The sequence below is a fragment of the Providencia sp. 21OH12SH02B-Prov genome (genome assembly GCF_027362595.1).
GTDB classification, from domain to species: Bacteria; Pseudomonadota; Gammaproteobacteria; order Enterobacterales; family Enterobacteriaceae; genus Providencia; species Providencia zhejiangensis.
The window spans coordinates 3,973,789-3,995,195 of record NZ_CP114796.1 but is presented as its reverse complement, the minus strand read 5'-3'; the positions used below and the strand labels follow the sequence as shown (position 1 = coordinate 3,995,195).

The window sequence follows — 21,407 nt, the reverse complement described above, 5'->3', positions numbered from 1 at the left end:
CTTTTTCGATATTTTGTGGAAGAAATTGTCTAAAAAGTGTCAAAAATAACCACTAAAAATGACGCATTACATCGTATTAGGCCACGCGTTTTTGCATCCATTCATGACGTTAACTACCGACAGCGTATAGATCATGGATTGACGGCGTGCACGCTCCCTTTTTCACTAGCAGCGATAGTGTGATGCTTCATTTACAGGTTGCCTAGTTGCTCCTCCAGATATTTAATAGAGAAAGAGTAAAAATTGTTTATATCAATAAAAGATGTGAAAAATGAAAAAAGTAACATTAGTTGGAACAGAGCAAGGCTGGTGGTTTGTTTGTTTTGCTGGACGTTTATGGTTACCACAAGGTGATGTGCCGCATGGAACGGCAAGTGACTGGTTATTATCCGGAAAAATTGCAACGCCGATTGGTGAGTGGCAAGGTGAAACCGTTTGGCTGATTGCTGAAAAAATGCCCGCAGATATGGCATCGCCTCGTTTGGTCGCTTCACAAGATGAAGGGTTGTTTCGTTTAGCAGGAAGAGGGGTACAACTCGCGGAATTTTACCGTTCACATCGCTATTGTGGATACTGTGGAACGGCGATGCGCCATAGTACAACCGAATGGGCATGTCTTTGTGACCATTGTCATGAGCGCTACTATCCACAAATTGCTCCTTGCATTATTGTCGCTATTCGTCGTGATGACCACATATTACTGGCTCAGCATCGTCGCCATACTCAAAACCCTCTCTTTACTGTGCTTGCGGGGTTTGTTGAAGTCGGTGAAACATTAGAAGAAGCTGTTGCGCGCGAAGTCATGGAAGAAAGTGGTATCAAAGTTCGCCATATTCGCTATGTGTCTTCTCAGCCTTGGCCATTTCCACACTCTTTGATGATGGGGTTTCTTGCCGATTATGAAAGCGGTGAAATCAACGTTGATCCGAAGGAATTAGTCAGTGCTGGGTGGTATCACTACAACAATTTACCGAAAATCCCTCCGAGTGACACTATTGCGAGACGTTTAATTGAGGATACCGTGGCACTCTGTCGCCAAGAGGACTATTGAGCGCCTAAATTGCCTAGGCGCTGATATTGTTATCTTTAACATGATATACTGAGCTTGCTTCAAGTTGTCGTGTTGTTGACTATGTTCATGTGTTTGCGTTGTATAACTATCAATGATCGAGTGACTCACCCTCTTGTTGCTTAGCAGCATCTCAAATTTTTGGAGTATACGAGTGTCACCCTTAGCCATTTGCGGCGGCCACTGATTATAATGGAGTAAATAATGACTGAGTTGAAAAATGACCGCTATCTACGTGCCTTGCTACGTCAGCCTGTAGATACCACCCCTGTATGGATGATGCGTCAAGCAGGGCGTTACCTACCGGAGTACAAAGCAACTCGCGCACAGGCTGGTGATTTTATTTCTCTGTGCAAAAACACTGAACTGGCCTGTGAAGTGACACTTCAGCCATTACGCCGTTTTCCATTAGATGCTGCAATTCTCTTTTCTGATATTCTGACTATTCCCGATGCAATGGGGCTTGGTCTCTATTTTGAGACTGGGGAAGGCCCTCGTTTCAAAAAGCCCATTACGAGCCTGAGTGATATTAAAAAGATTCCTGTGCCTGACCCTGAAATGGAACTGGGTTATGTGATGGATGCGGTTAGAGCGATCCGTAAAGCGCTGAATGGCGATGTACCTCTTATTGGTTTTTCGGGAAGTCCTTGGACCCTTGCCACTTACATGATTGAAGGTGGAAGCAGTAAAGCATTCACTAAAATCAAAAAAATGATGTATGAAGAGCCAAATGCCCTTCACTTATTGCTCGATAAGCTAGCGGATAGCGTTATTTTATATTTAAATGCGCAAATTCGTGCGGGTGCTCAATCGGTGATGATCTTTGACACATGGGGTGGTGTACTGACAAAGCGTGATTACCAACAATTCTCGCTCCACTATATGCATAAGATCATTGATGGCCTACAGCGTGAAAACGAAGGTCGCCGTGTGCCTGTGACGTTATTTACAAAGGGGGGCGGGCAATGGCTAGAAGAGATGGCGGCAACGGGTTGTGATGCTTTAGGATTGGATTGGACAACGGAAATTGCCGATGCGCGCCGTCGTGTTGGTGATAAAGTTGCATTGCAGGGCAATATGGATCCATCAATGTTATATGCGCCAGTACCGCGTATCGAAGAAGAAGTTAAAAATATACTTGCGGGCTTTGGTCAAGGTAATGGGCATGTCTTTAACTTAGGCCATGGTATTCATCAAGATGTTCCGCCTGAGCATGCGGGAGCATTCGTAGAAGCCGTTCATCGTTTTTCACGTCAATACCATCAATAGTTGATCGGTTTTTAAACAGCGTACTGATATATTCTTGTAAGTACGCTGTTATCTTCTATCATTAATCGTTAATCATATTTAGTATTGAGTTCACCATGACAATAGATACCCACTTGTTGCGACAACAGCAAATAGAAAACGCACAACGGGTTGTATTACGTGATGAGGATTTACAACCGACTTTGATTGGTGGAGCCGATGTTGGTTTTGAACAACAAGGCGCTATCACACGTGCGGTGATAGCGGTTTTATCTTGGCCCGACTTACAATTGGTTGAATATCAGATTGCACGAATACCGACTCAGTTACCTTATATCCCTGGATTACTCTCTTTTCGTGAAGTGCCCGGGTTGGTAGCGGCTTGGGAACAACTCAATCATAAACCTGAATTAGTGTTAGTTGATGGGCAAGGAATCGCTCATCCTCGACGTTTTGGTGTTGCATGCCATTTTGGCTTACAGGTTGATATTCCTACAATCGGGGTTGCTAAAAGTCGATTGTATGGCGACTATAAATTGGTCGATGAGGAAAAAGACAGTGTCCAACCACTGACCCATGGAGAAGAACCACTTGGATGGGTGCTGAGAAGCAAAAAGCGTTGTAACCCACTGTTTATTTCGCCAGGTCACAAAGTGAGTGTTGACTCTTCCTTAAAATGGGTCGAAGGTTGTTTGAAGGGCTACAGACTCCCAGAGCCAACACGTTTTGCGGATGGAATTGCCTCGAATCGAGCGTTTTTTGAGCGAATGAAAGGGAAATCTAGCTAATTATCAGCAAAATATGTGGCATTGTCCGATTTTCAGGTAAACTGCGAAGCATTAAGATTGATGAGTCAGAAATTATGTTAAGAAATCCCATTCATTTGAGGTTGGAAAAACTAGAAAGCTGGCAACATGTTACTTTTATGGCATGCTTGTGCGAAAGAATGTACCCCAACTTTCAAATGTTTTGCCAACAAAGTTCGTTTGCTGATGCAAAAGTTTACCGCGCCATACTTGATTTGGTTTGGGAAACACTGGTCGTAAAAGATAGCAAAATTAATTTCGACAATCAGTTAGAAAAATTAGAGGAAATCATCCCATCGGCTGATGATTTTGACATGTATGGCGTTTATCCAGCGATTGATGCTTGTATTGCCTTAGGCGAAGTCATTCACTCTAAATTAAGCGGTGAGACCCTGAGTCATGCTATTGCGGTTAGTGAAGTGTCGATTCGTACCGTTGCTATGCTCGAAATGACGCAAGCCGGAAAGGAAATGTCAGAGCAGGAACTAAAAGAATTATCCTCTGTTGAGGAAGAATGGGATATCCAGTGGGAAATTTTCCGTTTACTGGCTGCCTGTGAAGAGCGAGACTTAGAGTTAATTAATGGATTAAAAGCTGACCTCCGCGAGGCGGGAGTCAGTAATATTGGCATTGCAATCAGCTAATTTTCGCGTTTTCATTGATAAAACGTGACTTAGAGCAGTAATGCTGATGACTAAGACTTCACATTTGCCCCTAGACTGGTCTACATTTAGGGGCAAGAAGAGAAGTGGCTATCGGGGGCGTGTATCAGGGGCTGTCAATTTGGCATATCCGACGCACTCGATGCTTTGCAAACGATAAACACACTGTGTAAGGATAATTTATGAACAAGACTGAATTAGTTGATGCTATCGCAGAATCAGCAGATCTGACTAAAGTACAGGCAAAAGCAGCATTAGAATCAACACTGAATGCTATCTCAGAAACGCTGAAAAAAGGCGAGCAAGTACAACTGGTCGGTTTCGGTACTTTCAAAGTCAGCCACCGTGCAGAGCGTACCGGTCGTAACCCGCAAACTCGCGAAGAAATCACTATCCCAGCAACTAACGTTCCTGCTTTCTCTGCCGGTAAAGCACTGAAAGAAGCGGTAAAATAAGAAAGTTGCAAACAAGAATTATCAGGAGGGGGAGACTACGACCCCTTTTGTTCATTCGGAAAGGGTTGCTGGTATTGGGAGCACTCTCAATGCTCAGCGCCTGTTCTTCTCGCTCTAACTTCCCAGAATTTAGTGCAAGTGGATTTATCGCTGATAATGGCGTAATCCGTATGTGGCGTCTGAACGATGCTAAACATGACCCTCAAGTGCTAATGGTGGTTTACAGCCCCTATAAAGGCACCGATACCTCAGTTAATTTCTTTGAATACCGTTCAGGTCAGCTTTGGCAAATCCGTAGCCAGATCTTAAATGCAGGCGAACAAGAAATCATGGAACAGCTTCGCTTTGATAAAAACGATGATGTCGTTTTTATGCAACGCGTAGAAAAAGATCGCAAAACAGCTCTGTCGTCTGATGATATTATCCGCTGGCGTTTTGAAGCGAAACGTATTCTCGATATTAATACAGCCCTAGTTGTTGGTGATGTTAAGTTGTATCAAGGTCACTGGTCACAAGACAAAGTGGTTACTTGTGAAGGCGATACCAAAAAAGTCATCTTTGAGCCTTATGCTCAGAATTGGTTAGAAAATCGGGCAAAGGTGTGGCATAAGCAATTAAATATTGCTTGGTTGGAATCGCCCGAAGGAAATCAGCTTTTGATGGTAGCAGATACGGATTTTTGTCGCTGGCAACCTAGTAAAGATTCATTGTAATCTCACCGCTTGTCGTCTTGCGCATTCTCACGTTGTTGGCTTCAGCAACTCACCCCCCCAGTCACATACCTGTGTATACTCCTGAAGATAAGTTACTGTGCCGCCTAGTTAGGCTACGAAATACTTAGAGCTTTTGTCTGTTAGAAACAAAAACAGAAATACAATAAAAAAGCTGATAAAGCGGTTTTGTTGAAACCTGTTTATCAGCTTAATGGACTGAGTTTTTTGTGGTCGTTACTTCAAACGTGCAATGGCACGATAGCCAATATCTTTACGGTAAAAACTGCCATCCCAATGGATATTTGCCGCGGCTTGATAGGCTTTTTGCTGGGCTTGAGCAATATCATTACCGAGGGCTGTGACACACAGTACGCGCCCGCCAGCCGTTACGACATCGCCATCTTTCAGTTTTGTTCCCGCATGGAACACTTTGCTATCTGTCGCTTCTTCGGTTGGTAAACCGAGGATCACATCACCGTTACGATAGTCGCCAGGGTAACCACCCGCAGCAATAACAATGCCTAATGCAGGGCGCTCATCCCATGATGAACCCTTACCTGCTAACTCACCTTTTGCGCCAGCAAGACATAATTCAACGAGATCAGATTGTAGACGCATCATAATTGGCTGAGTTTCAGGATCACCAAAACGGCAGTTAAACTCGATAACTTTTGGATTGCCTGCTTTGTCAATCATGAGTCCTGCATAGAGGAAACCTTGATAGCGATGACCTTCTGCATCCATCCCTTGCACTGTTGGATAGATAACTTGTTCCATAACGCGTTGGTGGATCTCATCTGTCACAACAGGAGCGGGGGAATATGCCCCCATACCGCCAGTATTCAATCCGGTATCACCATCACCAACACGTTTGTGATCTTGACTGGTTGCCATAGGAATAACATTTTCACCATCCACCATGACGATAAAACTGGCTTCTTCGCCATCAAGGAATTCCTCAATAACGATACGATGACCTGCATCACCAAATGCATTACCCGCAAGCATATCCTGTACGGCATCTTTAGCTTCTTCGAGCGTCATCGCGACGATCACACCTTTACCCGCAGCAAGTCCATCGGCTTTAATTACGATGGGGGCACCGACTCTATCTAAGTAGGCTAATGCTGGTTCTACCTCGGTAAAATTTTGATAGGCAGCGGTTGGAATATTATGGCGAGCTAAGAAGTCCTTAGTAAAAGCCTTAGAGCCTTCTAGCTGGGCCGCTCCTTGAGTCGGCCCAAAAATGGTTAGGCCTGCTTTTTGAAATGCGTCAACCACCCCAAGTACTAAAGGCGCCTCAGGCCCAACAATGGTTAAGCCAATTTGCTTTTCTTTTGCAAACGTTAATAAACCATCAATATCAGTTGCAGAAATAGCAACATTTTCCAGTGATGGTTCTAATGCAGTACCTGCATTACCTGGAGCGACATAAACTTTATCTGCAAGCGGAGATTGTGCCGCTTTCCACGCTAAAGCATGTTCGCGGCCGCCACCACCAATAATTAAAATATTCATACTGTTACCCCACGTTAAATTAATGGCGGAAATGACGCATATTCGTGAAAATCATGGCAATACCATGTTCGTTAGCGGCATCAATGACTTCGTTATCGCGAATAGAGCCTCCAGGCTGGATCACACAAGTGACACCAACTGCTGCTGCTGCATCAATACCATCTCGGAATGGGAAAAAGGCATCGGATGCCATTGCACAACCTGCGACTTCTAAGCCTTCATCGGCGGCTTTGATACCCGCTATTTTGGCTGAGTAGACTCGACTCATTTGGCCTGCACCAATTCCAATTGTCATATCGTTTTTGGCATACACAATCGCATTGGACTTCACAAATTTAGCCACCTTCCAGCAGAACATAGCATCTTTTAATTCACGTTCAGTCGGTTGACGTTTTGTGACTACACGTAGCTCATCGGCCTGAACCATGCCTAAATCACGATCTTGTACTAGCAAACCGCCATTAACACGTTTGAAATCTAGCCCCGCAATAGGTTTATTCCACTCTCCACAGGTCAGAACTCGAACATTTTGCTTTGTTGCTAATATAGAAAGCGCATCGTCTGCAACGGTTGGCGCGATAATGACTTCAACGAATTGACGTTCAATAATGGCTTCGGCGGTCGTTTTATCTAGCATACGGTTAAATGCGATAATGCCACCAAAAGCCGAAGTTGGATCGGTTTTAAATGCACGTTCATACGCCGCGTGGATGTTGTTACCGATTGCAACACCACAAGGGTTAGCGTGTTTGACTATCACACACGCAGGCTCTTCAAAAGATTTTACGCATTCCAAAGCGGCATCTGTGTCCGCTATATTATTATAAGACAATGCCTTGCCTTGGATCTGTGTCGCTGTTGCGATAGACGCTTCTTGAGGATTTTCTTCTATATAGAAAGCGGCATCTTGATGGCTGTTTTCGCCATAGCGCATATCTTGTTTTTTAATGAAGTTTAAATTCAAGGTACGAGGAAAGCGTCCGGAAGGCTGTGTTGTATCACCATAATAAGGAGCGACTAGCTCACCAAAATAGTTAGCAATCATGCTGTCATACGCAGCGGTATGTTCGAATGCTTTAATTGCAAGGTCAAAACGTGTGGACCAATTTAATGAATTATCGTGATTATCGAGTTCTTCTATGATTTTTTCGTAATCAAGGCAGTTAACAACAATCGCGACATCTTTATGGTTTTTAGCCGCAGAGCGAACCATTGTTGGCCCACCAATATCGATGTTCTCAACAGCATCTTCTAAAGTGCAATTAGGTTTGGCAACTGTTTGTGCGAATGGATATAAATTTACAACGACCATATCTATCGGCTCGATAGCATGCTGTTGCATGATTGCATCATCTATACCTCGGCGGCCTAAAATACCGCCATGCACTTTAGGGTGTAGTGTTTTTACTCGCCCATCCATCATTTCAGGGAACCCCGTATAGTCTGAAACTTCGGTAACGTTTAACCCTGACTCTGCAAGCAGTTTTGCGGTTCCACCGGTAGAGAGCAGTTCAACACCTCGCTGAGAAAGCGCCTTAGCGAATTCAACAACACCTGTTTTATCAGAAACACTGAGAAGGGCACGACGAATAGGACGAAGCTGTTGCATGAGATAGATCCCTTGGATAAGAAAGCAATAAAACCGTAAGAGTTAGTGGAAAGAGTAAAATGACTCTTCTTATATATCTATTGTGTGTTGCCATCGCTTAAATGCATCAACATCGTAATAGATAGAGATAACCTACTAACAATTTCAGAACATAAAAACAAAATCAACGATGAATTTTCAGGCTAATTGTAACGCAAACGTTTGCGTAATGCGCGTTATATTTTAATTATTTTTATGATTGTGGATAACATTGTGAATAAGACTGTATAAGGGGGTGTTTTGCTGTGGAATGCATCAATCAAACAAAAAAGTGAAAAAAAGAGTTGCCAGAATTTCCTGACTCCCTATAATGCGCATCCGTTGTCACGACAAACCGCTTCGGTGGTCAGGTTGAAAAAGAAACCCTCGTGATGACTGAGGTGAAAAAGAGAGAAAAAGTTAAAAATAATCACTTGACTTTCTGACAGAAAAATGTAGTATACGACACCTCGCGACAACAACCTAAACGGTTAATATCGAAAGATAAAGTCGCAACGCTCTTTAACAATTTATCAGACAATCTGTGTGGGCACTCACAGGACACTATCAAAAAAATATTTGATTTTAAGTCTTGAAGAGTGACTAACACGTTAATTCATATATGAACTAACAATGTGCAATTCGATTGTGGAAGGATAACGCGAAGGCGAGTGAGCATTTCCAAGACAGTACTGAGGTACGGCGAGGAAAGCGGAGCGAAGCCGACAATGTTAGCCGAACAGAAGCGAATTGATAAACAGTTTAATTCTTTGAGCATCAAACACTTTTAATTGAAGAGTTTGATCATGGCTCAGATTGAACGCTGGCGGCAGGCCTAACACATGCAAGTCGAGCGGTAACAGGGGAAGCTTGCTTCCCGCTGACGAGCGGCGGACGGGTGAGTAATGTATGGGGATCTGCCCGATAGAGGGGGATAACTACTGGAAACGGTGGCTAATACCGCATAATCTCTAAGGAGCAAAGCAGGGGACCTTCGGGCCTTGCGCTATCGGATGAACCCATATGGGATTAGCTAGTAGGTGGGGTAATGGCTCACCTAGGCGACGATCCCTAGCTGGTCTGAGAGGATGATCAGCCACACTGGGACTGAGACACGGCCCAGACTCCTACGGGAGGCAGCAGTGGGGAATATTGCACAATGGGCGCAAGCCTGATGCAGCCATGCCGCGTGTATGAAGAAGGCCCTAGGGTTGTAAAGTACTTTCAGTCGGGAGGAAGGCGTTGATGCTAATATCATCAACGATTGACGTTACCGACAGAAGAAGCACCGGCTAACTCCGTGCCAGCAGCCGCGGTAATACGGAGGGTGCAAGCGTTAATCGGAATTACTGGGCGTAAAGCGCACGCAGGCGGTTGATTAAGTTAGATGTGAAATCCCCGGGCTTAACCTGGGAATGGCATCTAAGACTGGTCAGCTAGAGTCTTGTAGAGGGGGGTAGAATTCTATGTGTAGCGGTGAAATGCGTAGAGATGTGGAGGAATACCGGTGGCGAAGGCGGCCCCCTGGACAAAGACTGACGCTCAGGTGCGAAAGCGTGGGGAGCAAACAGGATTAGATACCCTGGTAGTCCACGCTGTAAACGATGTCGATTTGGAGGTTGTGCCCTTGAGGTGTGGCTTCCGGAGCTAACGCGTTAAATCGACCGCCTGGGGAGTACGGCCGCAAGGTTAAAACTCAAATGAATTGACGGGGGCCCGCACAAGCGGTGGAGCATGTGGTTTAATTCGATGCAACGCGAAGAACCTTACCTACTCTTGACATCCAGAGAATTTAGCAGAGATGCTTTAGTGCCTTCGGGAACTCTGAGACAGGTGCTGCATGGCTGTCGTCAGCTCGTGTTGTGAAATGTTGGGTTAAGTCCCGCAACGAGCGCAACCCTTATCCTTTGTTGCCAGCGATTCGGTCGGGAACTCAAAGGAGACTGCCGGTGATAAACCGGAGGAAGGTGGGGATGACGTCAAGTCATCATGGCCCTTACGAGTAGGGCTACACACGTGCTACAATGGCGTATACAAAGAGAAGCGACCTCGCGAGAGCAAGCGGAACTCATAAAGTACGTCGTAGTCCGGATTGGAGTCTGCAACTCGACTCCATGAAGTCGGAATCGCTAGTAATCGTAGATCAGAATGCTACGGTGAATACGTTCCCGGGCCTTGTACACACCGCCCGTCACACCATGGGAGTGGGTTGCAAAAGAAGTAGGTAGCTTAACCTTCGGGAGGGCGCTTACCACTTTGTGATCCATGACTGGGGTGAAGTCGTAACAAGGTAACCGTAGGGGAACCTGCGGTTGGATCACCTCCTTACCATTGAAGTGTTTCTGTGAAGTGTTCACACAGATTGTCTGATGAAAAGTAGAGCAATAGGCTATACGTGGGAGACTTACCACAGGGTAAGACTTGCATGAAATAGGCCACAACATAGTTGTGCAATATTTCGTGTCCCCTTCGTCTAGAGGCCTAGGACACCGCCCTTTCACGGCGGTAACAGGGGTTCGAATCCCCTAGGGGACGCCAATTGCGCCGATATCGAGTGAAAGACGATGTCCTCAATAATGATTAAACTAATTCACTGAGTTAGTTTAACAATTATGCTCTTTAACAATCTGGAACAAGCTGAAAATTGAAACAACGCACATTGTTTATCGCTTAAACAATGTGAGAGTCTCTCAAAAATCTCAACGCGAATGCTGTTTTGTCATGATGGCAAATGTAATGAGCGAGCAGTGTGAAATTCAAGGCGGACAGCGCACAGCAAGCGCAGCGTACATTGGTACGTGAGCATTGCGAGCACTGCCCAACGCAGAAGTTCACCACGCGCAGCCATTACCGGTCAGAACGACACGAAAAGACACCTTCGGGTTGTGAGGTTAAGCGACTAAGCGTACACGGTGGATGCCTAGGCAATCAGAGGCGATGAAGGACGTGCTAATCTGCGAAAAGCGTCGGTAAGGTGATATGAACCGCTATAGCCGACGATGTCCGAATGGGGAAACCCAGTGCAATTCGTTGCACTATCGTTTGATGAATCCATAGTCAAACGAGGCGAACCGAGGGAACTGAAACATCTCAGTACCTCGAGGAAAAGAAATCAACCGAGATTCCCCTGGTAGCGGCGAGCGAACGGGGAGCAGCCCAGAGTCTTAATCAGCATCAGCATCAGGAGAACGGTCTGGAAAGTCCGGCAGTAAAGGGTGATAGCCCCGTATCCGAAGGTGTTGGTGTTGTGAACTCGACGAGTAGGGCGGGACACGTGTTATCCTGTCTGAATATGGGGGGACCATCCTCCAAGGCTAAATACTCCTGATTGACCGATAGTGAACCAGTACCGTGAGGGAAAGGCGAAAAGAACCCCGGCGAGGGGAGTGAAATAGAACCTGAAACCGTGTACGTACAAGCAGTGGGAGCACCTTTTAGGTGTGACTGCGTACCTTTTGTATAATGGGTCAGCGACTTATATTCTGTAGCAAGGTTAACCGTATAGGGGAGCCGTAGGGAAACCGAGTCTTAACTGGGCGAATAAGTTGCAGGGTATAGACCCGAAACCCGGTGATCTAGCCATGGGCAGGTTGAAGGTTGGGTAACACTAACTGGAGGACCGAACCGACTAATGTTGAAAAATTAGCGGATGACTTGTGGCTGGGGGTGAAAGGCCAATCAAACCGGGAGATAGCTGGTTCTCCCCGAAAGCTATTTAGGTAGCGCCTCGTGAACTCATCTTCGGGGGTAGAGCACTGTTTCGGCTAGGGGGTCATCCCGACTTACCAACCCGATGCAAACTACGAATACCGAAGAATGTTATCACGGGAGACACACGGCGGGTGCTAACGTTCGTCGTGAAGAGGGAAACAACCCAGACCGCCAGCTAAGGTCCCAAAGTTATGGTTAAGTGGGAAACGAAGTGGGAAGGCTCAGACAGCCAGGATGTTGGCTTAGAAGCAGCCATCATTTAAAGAAAGCGTAATAGCTCACTGGTCGAGTCGGCCTGCGCGGAAGATGTAACGGGGCTAAACCATGCACCGAAGCTGCGGCAGCGACATTTAGATGTTGTTGGGTAGGGGAGCGTTCTGTAAGCCTGTGAAGGTGTGCTGTGAGGCATGCTGGAGGTATCAGAAGTGCGAATGCTGACATAAGTAACGATAATGCGGGTGAAAAACCCGCACGCCGGAAGACCAAGGGTTCCTGTCCAACGTTAATCGGGGCAGGGTGAGTCGACCCCTAAGGCGAGGCAGAAATGCGTAGTCGATGGGAAACAGGTTAATATTCCTGTACTGGTGATAATTGCGATGGGGGGACGGAGAAGGCTAGGCTGGCCGGGCGACGGTTGTCCCGGTTTAAGGATGTAGGCAGGTGAATTAGGCAAATCCGGTTCACTACATGCTGAGGTCTGATGACGAGTCACTACGGTGGCGAAGTAGCTCATGCCCCGCTTCCAGGAAAAGCCTCTAAGCTCTAGATTATCATTAATCGTACCCCAAACCGACACAGGTGGTCAGGTAGAGAATACTCAGGCGCTTGAGAGAACTCGGGTGAAGGAACTAGGCAAAATGGTGCCGTAACTTCGGGAGAAGGCACGCTGGCGCTAGGTGAAGTCCCTCGCGGATGGAGCTGAAGCCAGTCGCAGATACCAGCTGGCTGCAACTGTTTATTAAAAACACAGCACTGTGCAAACACGAAAGTGGACGTATACGGTGTGACGCCTGCCCGGTGCTGGAAGGTTAATTGATGGGGTTATCCGTAAGGAGAAGCTCTTGATCGAAGCCCCAGTAAACGGCGGCCGTAACTATAACGGTCCTAAGGTAGCGAAATTCCTTGTCGGGTAAGTTCCGACCTGCACGAATGGCGTAATGATGGCCAGGCTGTCTCCACCCGAGACTCAGTGAAATTGAACTCGCTGTGAAGATGCAGTGTACCCGCGGCAAGACGGAAAGACCCCGTGAACCTTTACTATAGCTTGACACTGAACATTGAGCCTTGATGTGTAGGATAGGTGGGAGGCTTTGAAGTGTGGACGCCAGTCTGCATGGAGCCAACCTTGAAATACCACCCTTTAATGTTTGATGTTCTAACGTGGCCCCATCATCTGGGGTGCGGACAGTGTCTGGTGGGTAGTTTGACTGGGGCGGTCTCCTCCCAAAGAGTAACGGAGGAGCACGAAGGTTGGCTAAGCATGGTCGGACATCATGCGGTTAGTGCAAAGGCATAAGCCAGCTTGACTGCGAGAGTGACGGCTCGAGCAGGTACGAAAGTAGGTCTTAGTGATCCGGTGGTTCTGAATGGAAGGGCCATCGCTCAACGGATAAAAGGTACTCCGGGGATAACAGGCTGATACCGCCCAAGAGTTCATATCGACGGCGGTGTTTGGCACCTCGATGTCGGCTCATCACATCCTGGGGCTGAAGTAGGTCCCAAGGGTATGGCTGTTCGCCATTTAAAGTGGTACGCGAGCTGGGTTTAGAACGTCGTGAGACAGTTCGGTCCCTATCTGCCGTGGGCGTTGGAAGATTGAAAGGGGCTGCTCCTAGTACGAGAGGACCGGAGTGGACGCACCACTGGTGTTCGGGTTGTCATGCCAATGGCACTGCCCGGTAGCTAAGTGCGGAAGAGATAACCGCTGAAAGCATCTAAGCGGGAAACTTGCCTTGAGATGAGTCTTCCCTGACTCTTTAAGGGTCCTAAAGGAACGTTTAAGACTAAGACGTTGATAGGCTGGGTGTGTAAGCGTAGCGATACGTTGAGCTAACCAGTACTAATGAACCGTGAGGCTTAACCTGACAACACCGAAGGTGTTTTAGAGAGAACGTTGTGAAGCGCACGCAGAGTGCGAGAAATTAGCTTGTTCAAGATTGCTGTTCTGGTTGGTGGAAGCCGACGGGAACGAAAACCGAATTTGTCTGGCGGCAATAGCGCGGTGGTCCCACCTGACCCCATGCCGAACTCAGCAGTGAAACGCCGTAGCGCCGATGGTAGTGTGGGGTCTCCCCATGTGAGAGTAGGGAACTGCCAGACATTAAATTAGTGAGAAAGCCACCCGATGGGTGGCTTTTTTGCGTTTGGGGGATGTGATACCGTTTTATCATCCTTCTGCCTTACTGTCACCACCAACCCCATCCCCGGCGCTTCCTTGCCAATCCTGCACCAGCGAACCGCATATTGATGGCCAATACATTGAGTAGAGATAAAGGAATGGCTCACTATTCGACTTATTTTCATGGTTGAGATCATTTTATAGGATGACTGGTGTTTATTTTTATGAATCGCAATCGGTATCTAAATAACATAATGGAACATAATGGTTTAGATCGCTTTATCATACTGAGTACTCGATATCCATCTCATCAACTTATAGGTAAATAACTCGCTAGCTTATAAGCTCTGGCCTCAGAGGCTGTTAGGGGAGAGTCAAATAGCGGTAGAGATCATTGACGACCTTTAGCTCATTCTTGTTGAAGATGGTTTTTTATTATTCTGACCATAATAGAAGGAAACGAATATTTATTGAGTATCGATAATAATTTAGCGATCTATAAGTAAGTTTTAACACTTTAACAATTAAATTTTTGAAAATTAATTAATTTAAAGAATGAATCAGTCGTTTAAAGCGTTTTTTTCTGCATTTTTTATTAAAATACGACAACTAATAATATCAATAAAATCAACTCATAAAGTAAAAGTCATCCAGTTTATTGATCTTATGCCATTTCTGCTTGCTATATCGGTTAGTGATAAACGAGTCACGCATCCTTTATGAGGGCTAGTTCGAATACGAGATATAGGTGTAGAGTTGCATGAGTGATGATTGGCCGCTTACATTTTACTGCTATTAATTGCTATTTATCATTCGCTACAGCATCGAGTCTCACTCCTTCCTGCCATCTTTCTATCCAATCAGCTACTTCTTCCAGATTCGATAAATTACATATTATATAAATACAAATTCTAATAAATTTTGAGTTATATAACCTGATGGTTTTTATAATAATATCTTTATAATCAATTAATTATAAGTCTTATATATTTATAAGGAGAAGTGAATTTAATCTAATATCTTGAAATTATTTCAATTGGTCGTGAAAGTCTCGACATTGGGGGCAATTTTAGTTAAATTGTTTGGCATTCTAGAAGTCTAAACGTATAAATGTATAAAAGGGGATAAAGGATGCCAATTCGTTTACCAGATGAGTTGCCCGCGGTAAATTTCTTGCGAGAAGAAAATGTTTTTGTCATGACAACGACAAGAGCAAGCCTTCAGGAGATCCGTCCCTTGAAAGTATTACTGCTTAACTTAATGCCTAAAAAGATTGAAACTGAAAACCAATTTTTACGTTTACTATCGAATACTCCGCTTCAAGTCGATATTCAATTATTACGTATTGACCAGCGAGAATCTAAAAATACTCCAACAGAACATTTGGATACGTTTTATTGTGACTTTGACGATATTAAAGACCAAAACTTTGATGGATTAATCGTCACGGGTGCACCCCTTGGCCTAGTGGAGTTTTGTGATGTGGCGTATTGGGAACAAATAGAAAAAGTTCTTCACTGGGCGAAGGATCATGTGACATCGACCCTATTTGTTTGCTGGGCTGTGCAAGCGGCGCTTAAAGTACTTTATGACCTCCCTAAATGGACTCGAGAAGAAAAGCTATCTGGTATCTATCAGCATGATACCCTTGAACCTTTCGCCTTGTTAACAAGGGGATTTGATGGCTCTTTTTATGCACCACATTCACGTTATGCTGATTTTCCTGAAAAACTTATTCGCGAGTATACCGATTTAGAAATATTGGCGAGTTCACAAGAAGCGGGCGCATATTTATTCGCATCGAAAGATAAACGACTGGTTTTTGTTACAGGTCATCCGGAATATGATGCCGAAACCCTTGCTCAGGAATATTGGCGTGATATGGATGCAGGCCTCTCACCTAAAATACCGTGTAATTATTTTAAAGAAAATGATCCGGAAAAGGATCCCATTGTTAGCTGGCGTAGTCATGGTCACCTACTTTTCTCTAATTGGTTGAATTATTATGTGTATCAGATCACACCTTTTGATCTTAGCCATATGGAACCTACTTTAGACTAAAAAACAGTCAATATTCTAGTAAAATAGCGATTTAAAAGAGTATTAAATGTGAGTTGTAAGTATTTTTAGTTAGTTAAACTAAGTTATGTGTTTTTGGAAGAATCAAAGCAGCCATTTATTGGCTGCTTTTTTGTTTTTTACGATAAATTGATAATGAGTTGTTATTTTCATAACACATTGATTTAACTTATATTTAACATTTTATCATCTTAAAAGGGAACGTATAATCATAATTAAATTTATTTAAATTATGTTTATTATCAAGTGATTATGTTGGTTTTAAAATAAAATGGAAACCGTTTTTGATTTATTTTTATTTTAGGTTAATCTTAATTCTATCGGCGGACATGAATGAGGATTGACTAATGGACCAGCAGTTATCAGCATCAACATTAACGTTTACAAACAGTTTTAATCAGCAAGATAGCGAGGTGCTAACGGCTGATGCTATCGCTTTTCTGTCGGATCTTGCAGAAAAATTTTCAGCTAAAAGAGAATCTTTATTAAAAGAACGGCAGGTTAAACAGCAGCAAATTGACTCAGGCGTGTTACCTGATTTTATTTCAGAAAGTGATTCCATTAAAAATTCCGACTGGAAAATTCAAAATATCCCTGAGGATTTGCGTGATCGCCGAGTCGAGATCACTGGCCCTGTTGAACGCAAAATGGTGATTAATGCACTGAATGCCAATGTAAAAGTTTTTATGGCTGACTTTGAAGATTCCCTTTCTCCGTCATGGGATAAATTGATTGATGGTCAAATAAATTTAAGAGATGCAATTCGTGGGGATATCTCCTATACCAATGAAAATGGAAAGGTCTACCAATTAAAATCTAATCCAGCAGTCCTGATTGCCCGTGTGCGTGGCCTGCATTTAGATGAAAAACATGTATTGCTCGAGGGAAAACCAATTCCTGGTGGCCTGTTTGATTTCGCTCTCTACTTTTTCCATAACTATGCAGCGTTACTGGCAAAAGGAAGTGGCCCTTATTTTTACATACCGAAACTTGAGTCTTGGCAAGAGGCTAAGTGGTGGAGTGATGTGTTTAGCGCGGCTGAAGATACCGTTGGTTTACCAAGAGGAACGATTAAAGCGACCGTTCTTATTGAAACACTGCCTGCTGTTTTTCAAATGGATGAAATTTTATATCACATGCGTCATCACATTGTTGGGCTTAACTGTGGCCGTTGGGATTACATTTTTAGTTATATCAAAACATTAAAAGAGCATTCAGATAGAGTCTTGCCTGATCGTCAGGTAGTGACGATGACACAACCTTTTTTAAGTGCTTATTCGCGTTTATTAATTAAAACCTGCCATCGTAGAGGCGCTTTTGCGATGGGAGGCATGTCGGCCTTTATTCCAAGTAAAGACGCGGAAGAAAACAAGGCTATCTTAGCGAAAGTTAAAGCGGATAAAGAGCTGGAAGCACGCAATGGGCATGATGGTTCTTGGGTTGCACATCCAGGATTGGCTGACACTGTCATGGACGTTTTTAATCACGTTTTAGGTGAACGCAAAAATCAATTAGATGTGTCTCGTGAATCCGATGAAGAGATTAGTGCTCAACAGCTATTACAGCCCTGTGAAGGTGAGAGAACTGAAGCTGGTATGAGAGCCAATATCCGTGTTGCGGTGCAATATATCGAAGCTTGGATCTCTGGGAATGGGTGTGTACCTATTTATGGTTTGATGGAAGATGCCGCGACGGCTGAAATATCTCGTACCTCTATTTGGCAATGGATACGTCATGGAAAGTCACTTTCAAATGGTGAAAAAGTCACGAAAGCACTGTTTGAAGAGATGCTAGATGAAGAGTTGCAAGTCATTCAACAAGAGCTTGGCGATCAAAAATTCCAACATGGTCGTTTCCGTGAAGCAGCAGATTTAATGCGCAGGATAACAACACAGGACGAATTAATAGAATTTTTAACTGTGCCGGGCTACCAACTTATTCAGTAATCAATATAGAACAAAACATCATAGACCCTACATAAATTATAAGGAATACGAACATGACGATATCACGCGCAGAGCAGATTACCCAATTAGAGAACGAATGGAAAAAAGCACGTTGGAAAGGCATTACTCGCCCCTATAGTGCTGAAGAAGTGGTGAAGCTGCGTGGTTCAGTTAACCCAGAACATACGCTTGCGACCAAGGGAGCACAAAGATTATGGGAGCAGCTTCACGGCCAGTCTAAAAAAGGTTATGTGAATGCGTTGGGCGCATTAACCGGCGGTCAAGCATTACAACAAGCGAAAGCAGGCATTGAAGCTATCTATCTTTCTGGTTGGCAAGTCGCTGCGGATGCCAATACGGCTTCAAGTATGTATCCTGACCAATCGTTATATCCCGTGGATTCGGTGCCTTCAGTCGTTAAAAAGATAAATAATACGTTCCGTCGAGCGGATCAAATTCAGTGGGCTAATGGTATTGGACCTGAAAATAAAGAATATATCGATTTCTTTTTACCGATTGTCGCTGATGCAGAAGCTGGTTTTGGTGGCGTTCTTAATGCCTTTGAATTAATGAAAGGCATGATTGAAGCTGGGGCTGCGGCGGTACACTTTGAAGATCAACTAGCGGCGGTTAAAAAGTGTGGCCATATGGGAGGAAAAGTATTAGTTCCAACTCAAGAGGCGGTACAAAAACTAGTTGCCGCTCGACTGGCAGCAGATGTCTCAGGGGTGGCAACTATTCTGATCGCTAGAACTGATGCGGATGCGGCTGATCTTTTAACATCGGACTGTGATCCTTATGATGCTGAATTTATTACAGGGGAAAGAACCAATGAAGGCTTTTTCCGTACGAAAGCAGGGATCGAACAAGCGATTAGCCGTGGATTAGCTTATGCACCATATGCCGATTTAGTTTGGTGTGAAACGTCAAAGCCAGATTTGGAAGCTGCTCGCCAATTTGCTGAGGCGATTCATGCAAAATACCCAGGAAAATTATTGGCTTATAACTGTTCACCTTCATTTAATTGGAAGAAGAATCTAGATGATGCAACGATTGCACGCTTCCAAGATGAACTTTCAGCGATGGGGTACCGTTTCCAATTTATCACCTTAGCGGGGATTCATAGCATGTGGTTTAACATGTTTGACTTAGCTCATGCATATGCGCAAGGAGAGGGAATGAAGCATTATGTTGAGAAGGTACAAGAACGTGAATTTGCGGCTATTAATAAAGGATATACTTTCTCTTCGCATCAACAAGAGGTGGGCACGGGTTACTTTGATAAGGTCACAACCGTCATTCAAGGTGGCACATCGTCAGTCACTGCCTTGACGGGGTCGACAGAAGAAGAACAGTTCTAAAAGGCAAATTTTTGCCTAAGTGACACATCGATTCCTTTTGTTCACGTGTATCTGCTTTTTATTTTTTCGGCACTTTCGAGTGCCGTTTTTTGTCGGGAGCTACTATGACACTATCGACTGAACAGATAATTGCTCAGACAATCTTGCAGGGTTTTGATGCTCAGTATGGTCGTTTTTTAGAAATAACCTCGGGTGCACAAGAACGATTTGAGCGGGCTGATTGGCATGCAATCCAAGATGCGATGAAGCAAAGAATACAACTTTATGACCATCATGTTGGATTGGTGGTGGCTCAGTTGCAATTTATGGGATTAGTTCAGTCATTAACACCGGAAATGTTATCCAGCATCAAACGTGTTTATACCACTCTGTTACCTAATTACCCTCGTTTTGAAATAGCGGAAAGTTTTTTTAATTCAGTGTATTGTCGTCTGTTTAAGCATCGCGAGCTGACACAAGAAAATTTGTTTATATTCACATCTCAACCTGCACGGCGTTTTAGTGATCTTCCCCGGCCACTCGATCGGCAATATTTGGTCAATGGCAGTTTATTTACTGTGTTACAAGAGATACTCAGTGCGCTGCCATTACGATTACGGTGGCGTTCTTTAAATTGGGATGTGCAATGTATTGTTGATAGCTTAATTTCCCGCTTCCCGAACATTCAAGATGAAAGCGTTTCTTTTCATATAGTTAATGAATTGTTTTATCGAAATAAAGCGGCTTGGCTAGTGGGTAAACTCGTTATTAATGATGAGGTTCATCCATTTTTATTACCTATCCACCATGACGCTGATAATAGCCTTTATGTGGACACCTGTTTAACGGGATTTGACGAAGCAAGTATTGTTTTTGGGTTTGCTCGCTCTTATTTTATGGTATATGCCCCTTTTCCTGCGGCATTAGTTTTTTGGTTAAGAGAAATTTTACCCAGTAAATCCATTGCTGAGTTGTATATGGCAATTGGCTGCCAAAAGCATGGTAAAACAGAATATTACCGTGAATACTTGGCTTTTATTAATTTTTCTCGAGAACAATTTACGATAGCGCCGGGGGTTAAAGGAATGGTGATGTTGGTGTTCACTTCACCGTCATTTGATCGGGTATTTAAGTTGATTAAAGACGAGTTTGCCCCCCAAAAAGAGGTCACAAGAGCGCGCGTACAGGAGTGCTATCGGTTGGTGAAGGAGCATGACAGAGTTGGTCGCATGGCCGATACCCAAGAATTTGAAAATTTTATCATAGATAAACGCTATATCAGTGATGAGTTAATGGAGGAGTTGCGAAAGGAAACTCCGTCATTAATTGAAGATTTAGGAGACAAAATATTGATCCGTCATTTGTATATGGAAAGAAAGATGACGCCTCTCAATATTTATATGGATGATGCCAATGAAGCGGAATTACGCCATGTTATTGATGAATACGGTCAAGCAATCAAGCAGCTTGCCGCAGCGAATATTTTTCCTGGTGATATGTTGTTTAAAAACTTTGGCGTGACACGGCATGGGCGTGTTGTTTTTTATGACTATGATGAAATTTGTTATATGACCGAGGTGAATTTCCGACGTATCCCTGAGCCAATGTATCCAGAGCAGGAGCTGTCGGGAGAGCCTTGGTATAGCGTAGGAGAGCATGATGTTTTTCCTGAGGAATTCGCGCTGTTTTTATGCCAAGACCCCAAAATACGAGGCTATCTGCAAGAACGGCACGGAAATCTATTTACGGCAGAGTATTGGCAAAGTTTACAAAATAGGATCCGTAGTGGGCATATAGAGGACGTTTATGCGTATCAAGAGGAACTGCGCTTTTGCCGATGTGTTACGCATGAAAAAGTGTGTATAAATAGTGACTGAGCTTAAGATACCGAGCCA

Annotated in this window: 13 protein-coding genes, 1 tRNA gene and 3 rRNA genes; 14 read left to right on the top strand and 3 right to left on the bottom strand. The window is 44.2% G+C overall.

What is annotated here, in order from left to right; genetic code table 11:
- The first annotated feature begins 271 nt into the window (after nucleotides 1–271).
- From nudC to O7C57_RS18350, 6 genes are all read left to right on the top strand, one after another.
- Nucleotides 272–1,051 carry an NAD(+) diphosphatase gene (nudC, locus tag O7C57_RS18375; protein WP_154624799.1) on the top strand — a complete coding sequence of 260 codons (780 nt, stop codon included), beginning with the start codon at nucleotides 272–274 and terminating at the stop codon, nucleotides 1,049–1,051.
- Nucleotides 1,052–1,273: 222 nt separating this feature from the next.
- Nucleotides 1,274–2,338, top strand: coding sequence for a uroporphyrinogen decarboxylase (gene hemE, locus O7C57_RS18370; protein WP_154624800.1), 1,065 nt, complete (start codon nucleotides 1,274–1,276; stop codon nucleotides 2,336–2,338).
- A 95-nt stretch (nucleotides 2,339–2,433) separates the two neighbouring features.
- Entirely contained in the window at nucleotides 2,434–3,105 is a 672-nt protein-coding gene (gene nfi / locus O7C57_RS18365) for a deoxyribonuclease V (protein WP_196714209.1), read from the top strand.
- 74 nt (nucleotides 3,106–3,179) lie between these two features.
- Complete coding sequence (locus tag O7C57_RS18360) at nucleotides 3,180–3,767, top strand: YjaG family protein (RefSeq protein ID WP_154624802.1); 588 nt, start codon at nucleotides 3,180–3,182, stop codon at nucleotides 3,765–3,767.
- 200 nt (nucleotides 3,768–3,967) lie between these two features.
- Nucleotides 3,968–4,240, top strand: coding sequence for an HU family DNA-binding protein (locus O7C57_RS18355; RefSeq protein ID WP_004924821.1), 273 nt, complete (start codon nucleotides 3,968–3,970; stop codon nucleotides 4,238–4,240).
- A gap of 89 nt (nucleotides 4,241–4,329) precedes the next feature.
- On the top strand, nucleotides 4,330–4,953 hold the full coding sequence (locus O7C57_RS18350; protein WP_154624803.1) for a DUF1481 domain-containing protein: 624 nt from the start codon (nucleotides 4,330–4,332) through the stop codon (nucleotides 4,951–4,953).
- Between the two features lie 234 nt (nucleotides 4,954–5,187).
- Here the strand turns inward: O7C57_RS18350 and purD are convergent, their stop codons facing one another.
- Nucleotides 5,188–6,471 (bottom strand): phosphoribosylamine--glycine ligase, encoded by a 1,284-nt coding sequence (gene purD, locus O7C57_RS18345; RefSeq protein ID WP_163860569.1) that lies wholly within the window; start codon nucleotides 6,469–6,471, stop codon nucleotides 5,188–5,190.
- A gap of 19 nt (nucleotides 6,472–6,490) precedes the next feature.
- A complete protein-coding gene (gene purH, locus O7C57_RS18340; RefSeq protein WP_154624805.1) occupies nucleotides 6,491–8,080 on the bottom strand; it encodes a bifunctional phosphoribosylaminoimidazolecarboxamide formyltransferase/IMP cyclohydrolase in 1,590 nt (529 codons plus the stop codon).
- A gap of 806 nt (nucleotides 8,081–8,886) precedes the next feature.
- Between purH and O7C57_RS18335 the strand changes: the two genes are divergently transcribed.
- The 4 genes from O7C57_RS18335 (at nucleotide 8,887) to rrf (ending at nucleotide 14,128) form a co-directional block, all read left to right on the top strand.
- Nucleotides 8,887–10,426: ribosomal RNA gene (locus O7C57_RS18335) — 16S ribosomal RNA — on the top strand.
- Between the two features lie 134 nt (nucleotides 10,427–10,560).
- A tRNA-Glu gene (locus O7C57_RS18330) sits at nucleotides 10,561–10,636 on the top strand.
- A 351-nt stretch (nucleotides 10,637–10,987) separates the two neighbouring features.
- Nucleotides 10,988–13,893 (top strand): 23S ribosomal RNA (locus tag O7C57_RS18325).
- A 119-nt stretch (nucleotides 13,894–14,012) separates the two neighbouring features.
- Nucleotides 14,013–14,128, top strand: a 5S ribosomal RNA gene (rrf, locus tag O7C57_RS18320).
- The 16S, 23S and 5S rRNA genes sit together here with 1 tRNA gene alongside, the layout of an rRNA operon.
- Nucleotides 14,129–14,134: 6 nt before the next feature.
- Here the strand turns inward: rrf and O7C57_RS18315 are convergent.
- A complete protein-coding gene (locus O7C57_RS18315) occupies nucleotides 14,135–14,332 on the bottom strand; it encodes a hypothetical protein (RefSeq protein ID WP_269723424.1) in 198 nt (65 codons plus the stop codon).
- A 946-nt stretch (nucleotides 14,333–15,278) separates the two neighbouring features.
- On the opposite strand from O7C57_RS18315, the gene metA reads away from it, so the two are divergent.
- From metA to aceK, 4 genes are all read left to right on the top strand, one after another.
- A complete protein-coding gene (gene metA / locus O7C57_RS18310; protein ID WP_269723423.1) occupies nucleotides 15,279–16,208 on the top strand; it encodes a homoserine O-acetyltransferase MetA in 930 nt (309 codons plus the stop codon).
- A gap of 365 nt (nucleotides 16,209–16,573) precedes the next feature.
- The gene (gene aceB / locus O7C57_RS18305; RefSeq protein WP_154623067.1) at nucleotides 16,574–18,172 is read left to right on the top strand and encodes a malate synthase A; all 1,599 of its coding nucleotides are present in this window, start codon (nucleotides 16,574–16,576) and stop codon (nucleotides 18,170–18,172) included.
- A 53-nt stretch (nucleotides 18,173–18,225) separates the two neighbouring features.
- Nucleotides 18,226–19,533 carry an isocitrate lyase gene (gene aceA, locus O7C57_RS18300; protein ID WP_154623066.1) on the top strand — a complete coding sequence of 436 codons (1,308 nt, stop codon included), beginning with the start codon at nucleotides 18,226–18,228 and terminating at the stop codon, nucleotides 19,531–19,533.
- Between the two features lie 104 nt (nucleotides 19,534–19,637).
- Nucleotides 19,638–21,389, top strand: coding sequence for a bifunctional isocitrate dehydrogenase kinase/phosphatase (gene aceK, locus O7C57_RS18295; RefSeq protein ID WP_196713959.1), 1,752 nt, complete (start codon nucleotides 19,638–19,640; stop codon nucleotides 21,387–21,389).
- Nucleotides 21,390–21,407 lie beyond the last annotated feature (18 nt).

Excerpts from the sequence above, each read along its gene's own strand:
- purD (WP_163860569.1), bottom strand. The coding sequence starts at position 6,471 with ATGAATATTTTAATTATTGGTGGTGGCGGCCGCGAACATGCTTTAGCG.
- nfi (WP_196714209.1), top strand. The coding sequence starts at position 2,434 with ATGACAATAGATACCCACTTGTTGCGACAACAGCAAATAGAAAACGCA.
- O7C57_RS18360 (WP_154624802.1), top strand. The coding sequence starts at position 3,180 with ATGTTAAGAAATCCCATTCATTTGAGGTTGGAAAAACTAGAAAGCTGG.
- metA (WP_269723423.1), top strand. The coding sequence starts at position 15,279 with ATGCCAATTCGTTTACCAGATGAGTTGCCCGCGGTAAATTTCTTGCGA.
- O7C57_RS18355 (WP_004924821.1), top strand. The coding sequence starts at position 3,968 with ATGAACAAGACTGAATTAGTTGATGCTATCGCAGAATCAGCAGATCTG.
- O7C57_RS18350 (WP_154624803.1), top strand. The coding sequence starts at position 4,330 with ATGCTCAGCGCCTGTTCTTCTCGCTCTAACTTCCCAGAATTTAGTGCA.
- nudC (WP_154624799.1), top strand. The coding sequence starts at position 272 with ATGAAAAAAGTAACATTAGTTGGAACAGAGCAAGGCTGGTGGTTTGTT.
- aceB (WP_154623067.1), top strand. The coding sequence starts at position 16,574 with ATGGACCAGCAGTTATCAGCATCAACATTAACGTTTACAAACAGTTTT.
- purH (WP_154624805.1), bottom strand. The coding sequence starts at position 8,080 with ATGCAACAGCTTCGTCCTATTCGTCGTGCCCTTCTCAGTGTTTCTGAT.
- O7C57_RS18315 (WP_269723424.1), bottom strand. The coding sequence starts at position 14,332 with ATGAAAATAAGTCGAATAGTGAGCCATTCCTTTATCTCTACTCAATGT.
- aceA (WP_154623066.1), top strand. The coding sequence starts at position 18,226 with ATGACGATATCACGCGCAGAGCAGATTACCCAATTAGAGAACGAATGG.
- hemE (WP_154624800.1), top strand. The coding sequence starts at position 1,274 with ATGACTGAGTTGAAAAATGACCGCTATCTACGTGCCTTGCTACGTCAG.
- aceK (WP_196713959.1), top strand. The coding sequence starts at position 19,638 with ATGACACTATCGACTGAACAGATAATTGCTCAGACAATCTTGCAGGGT.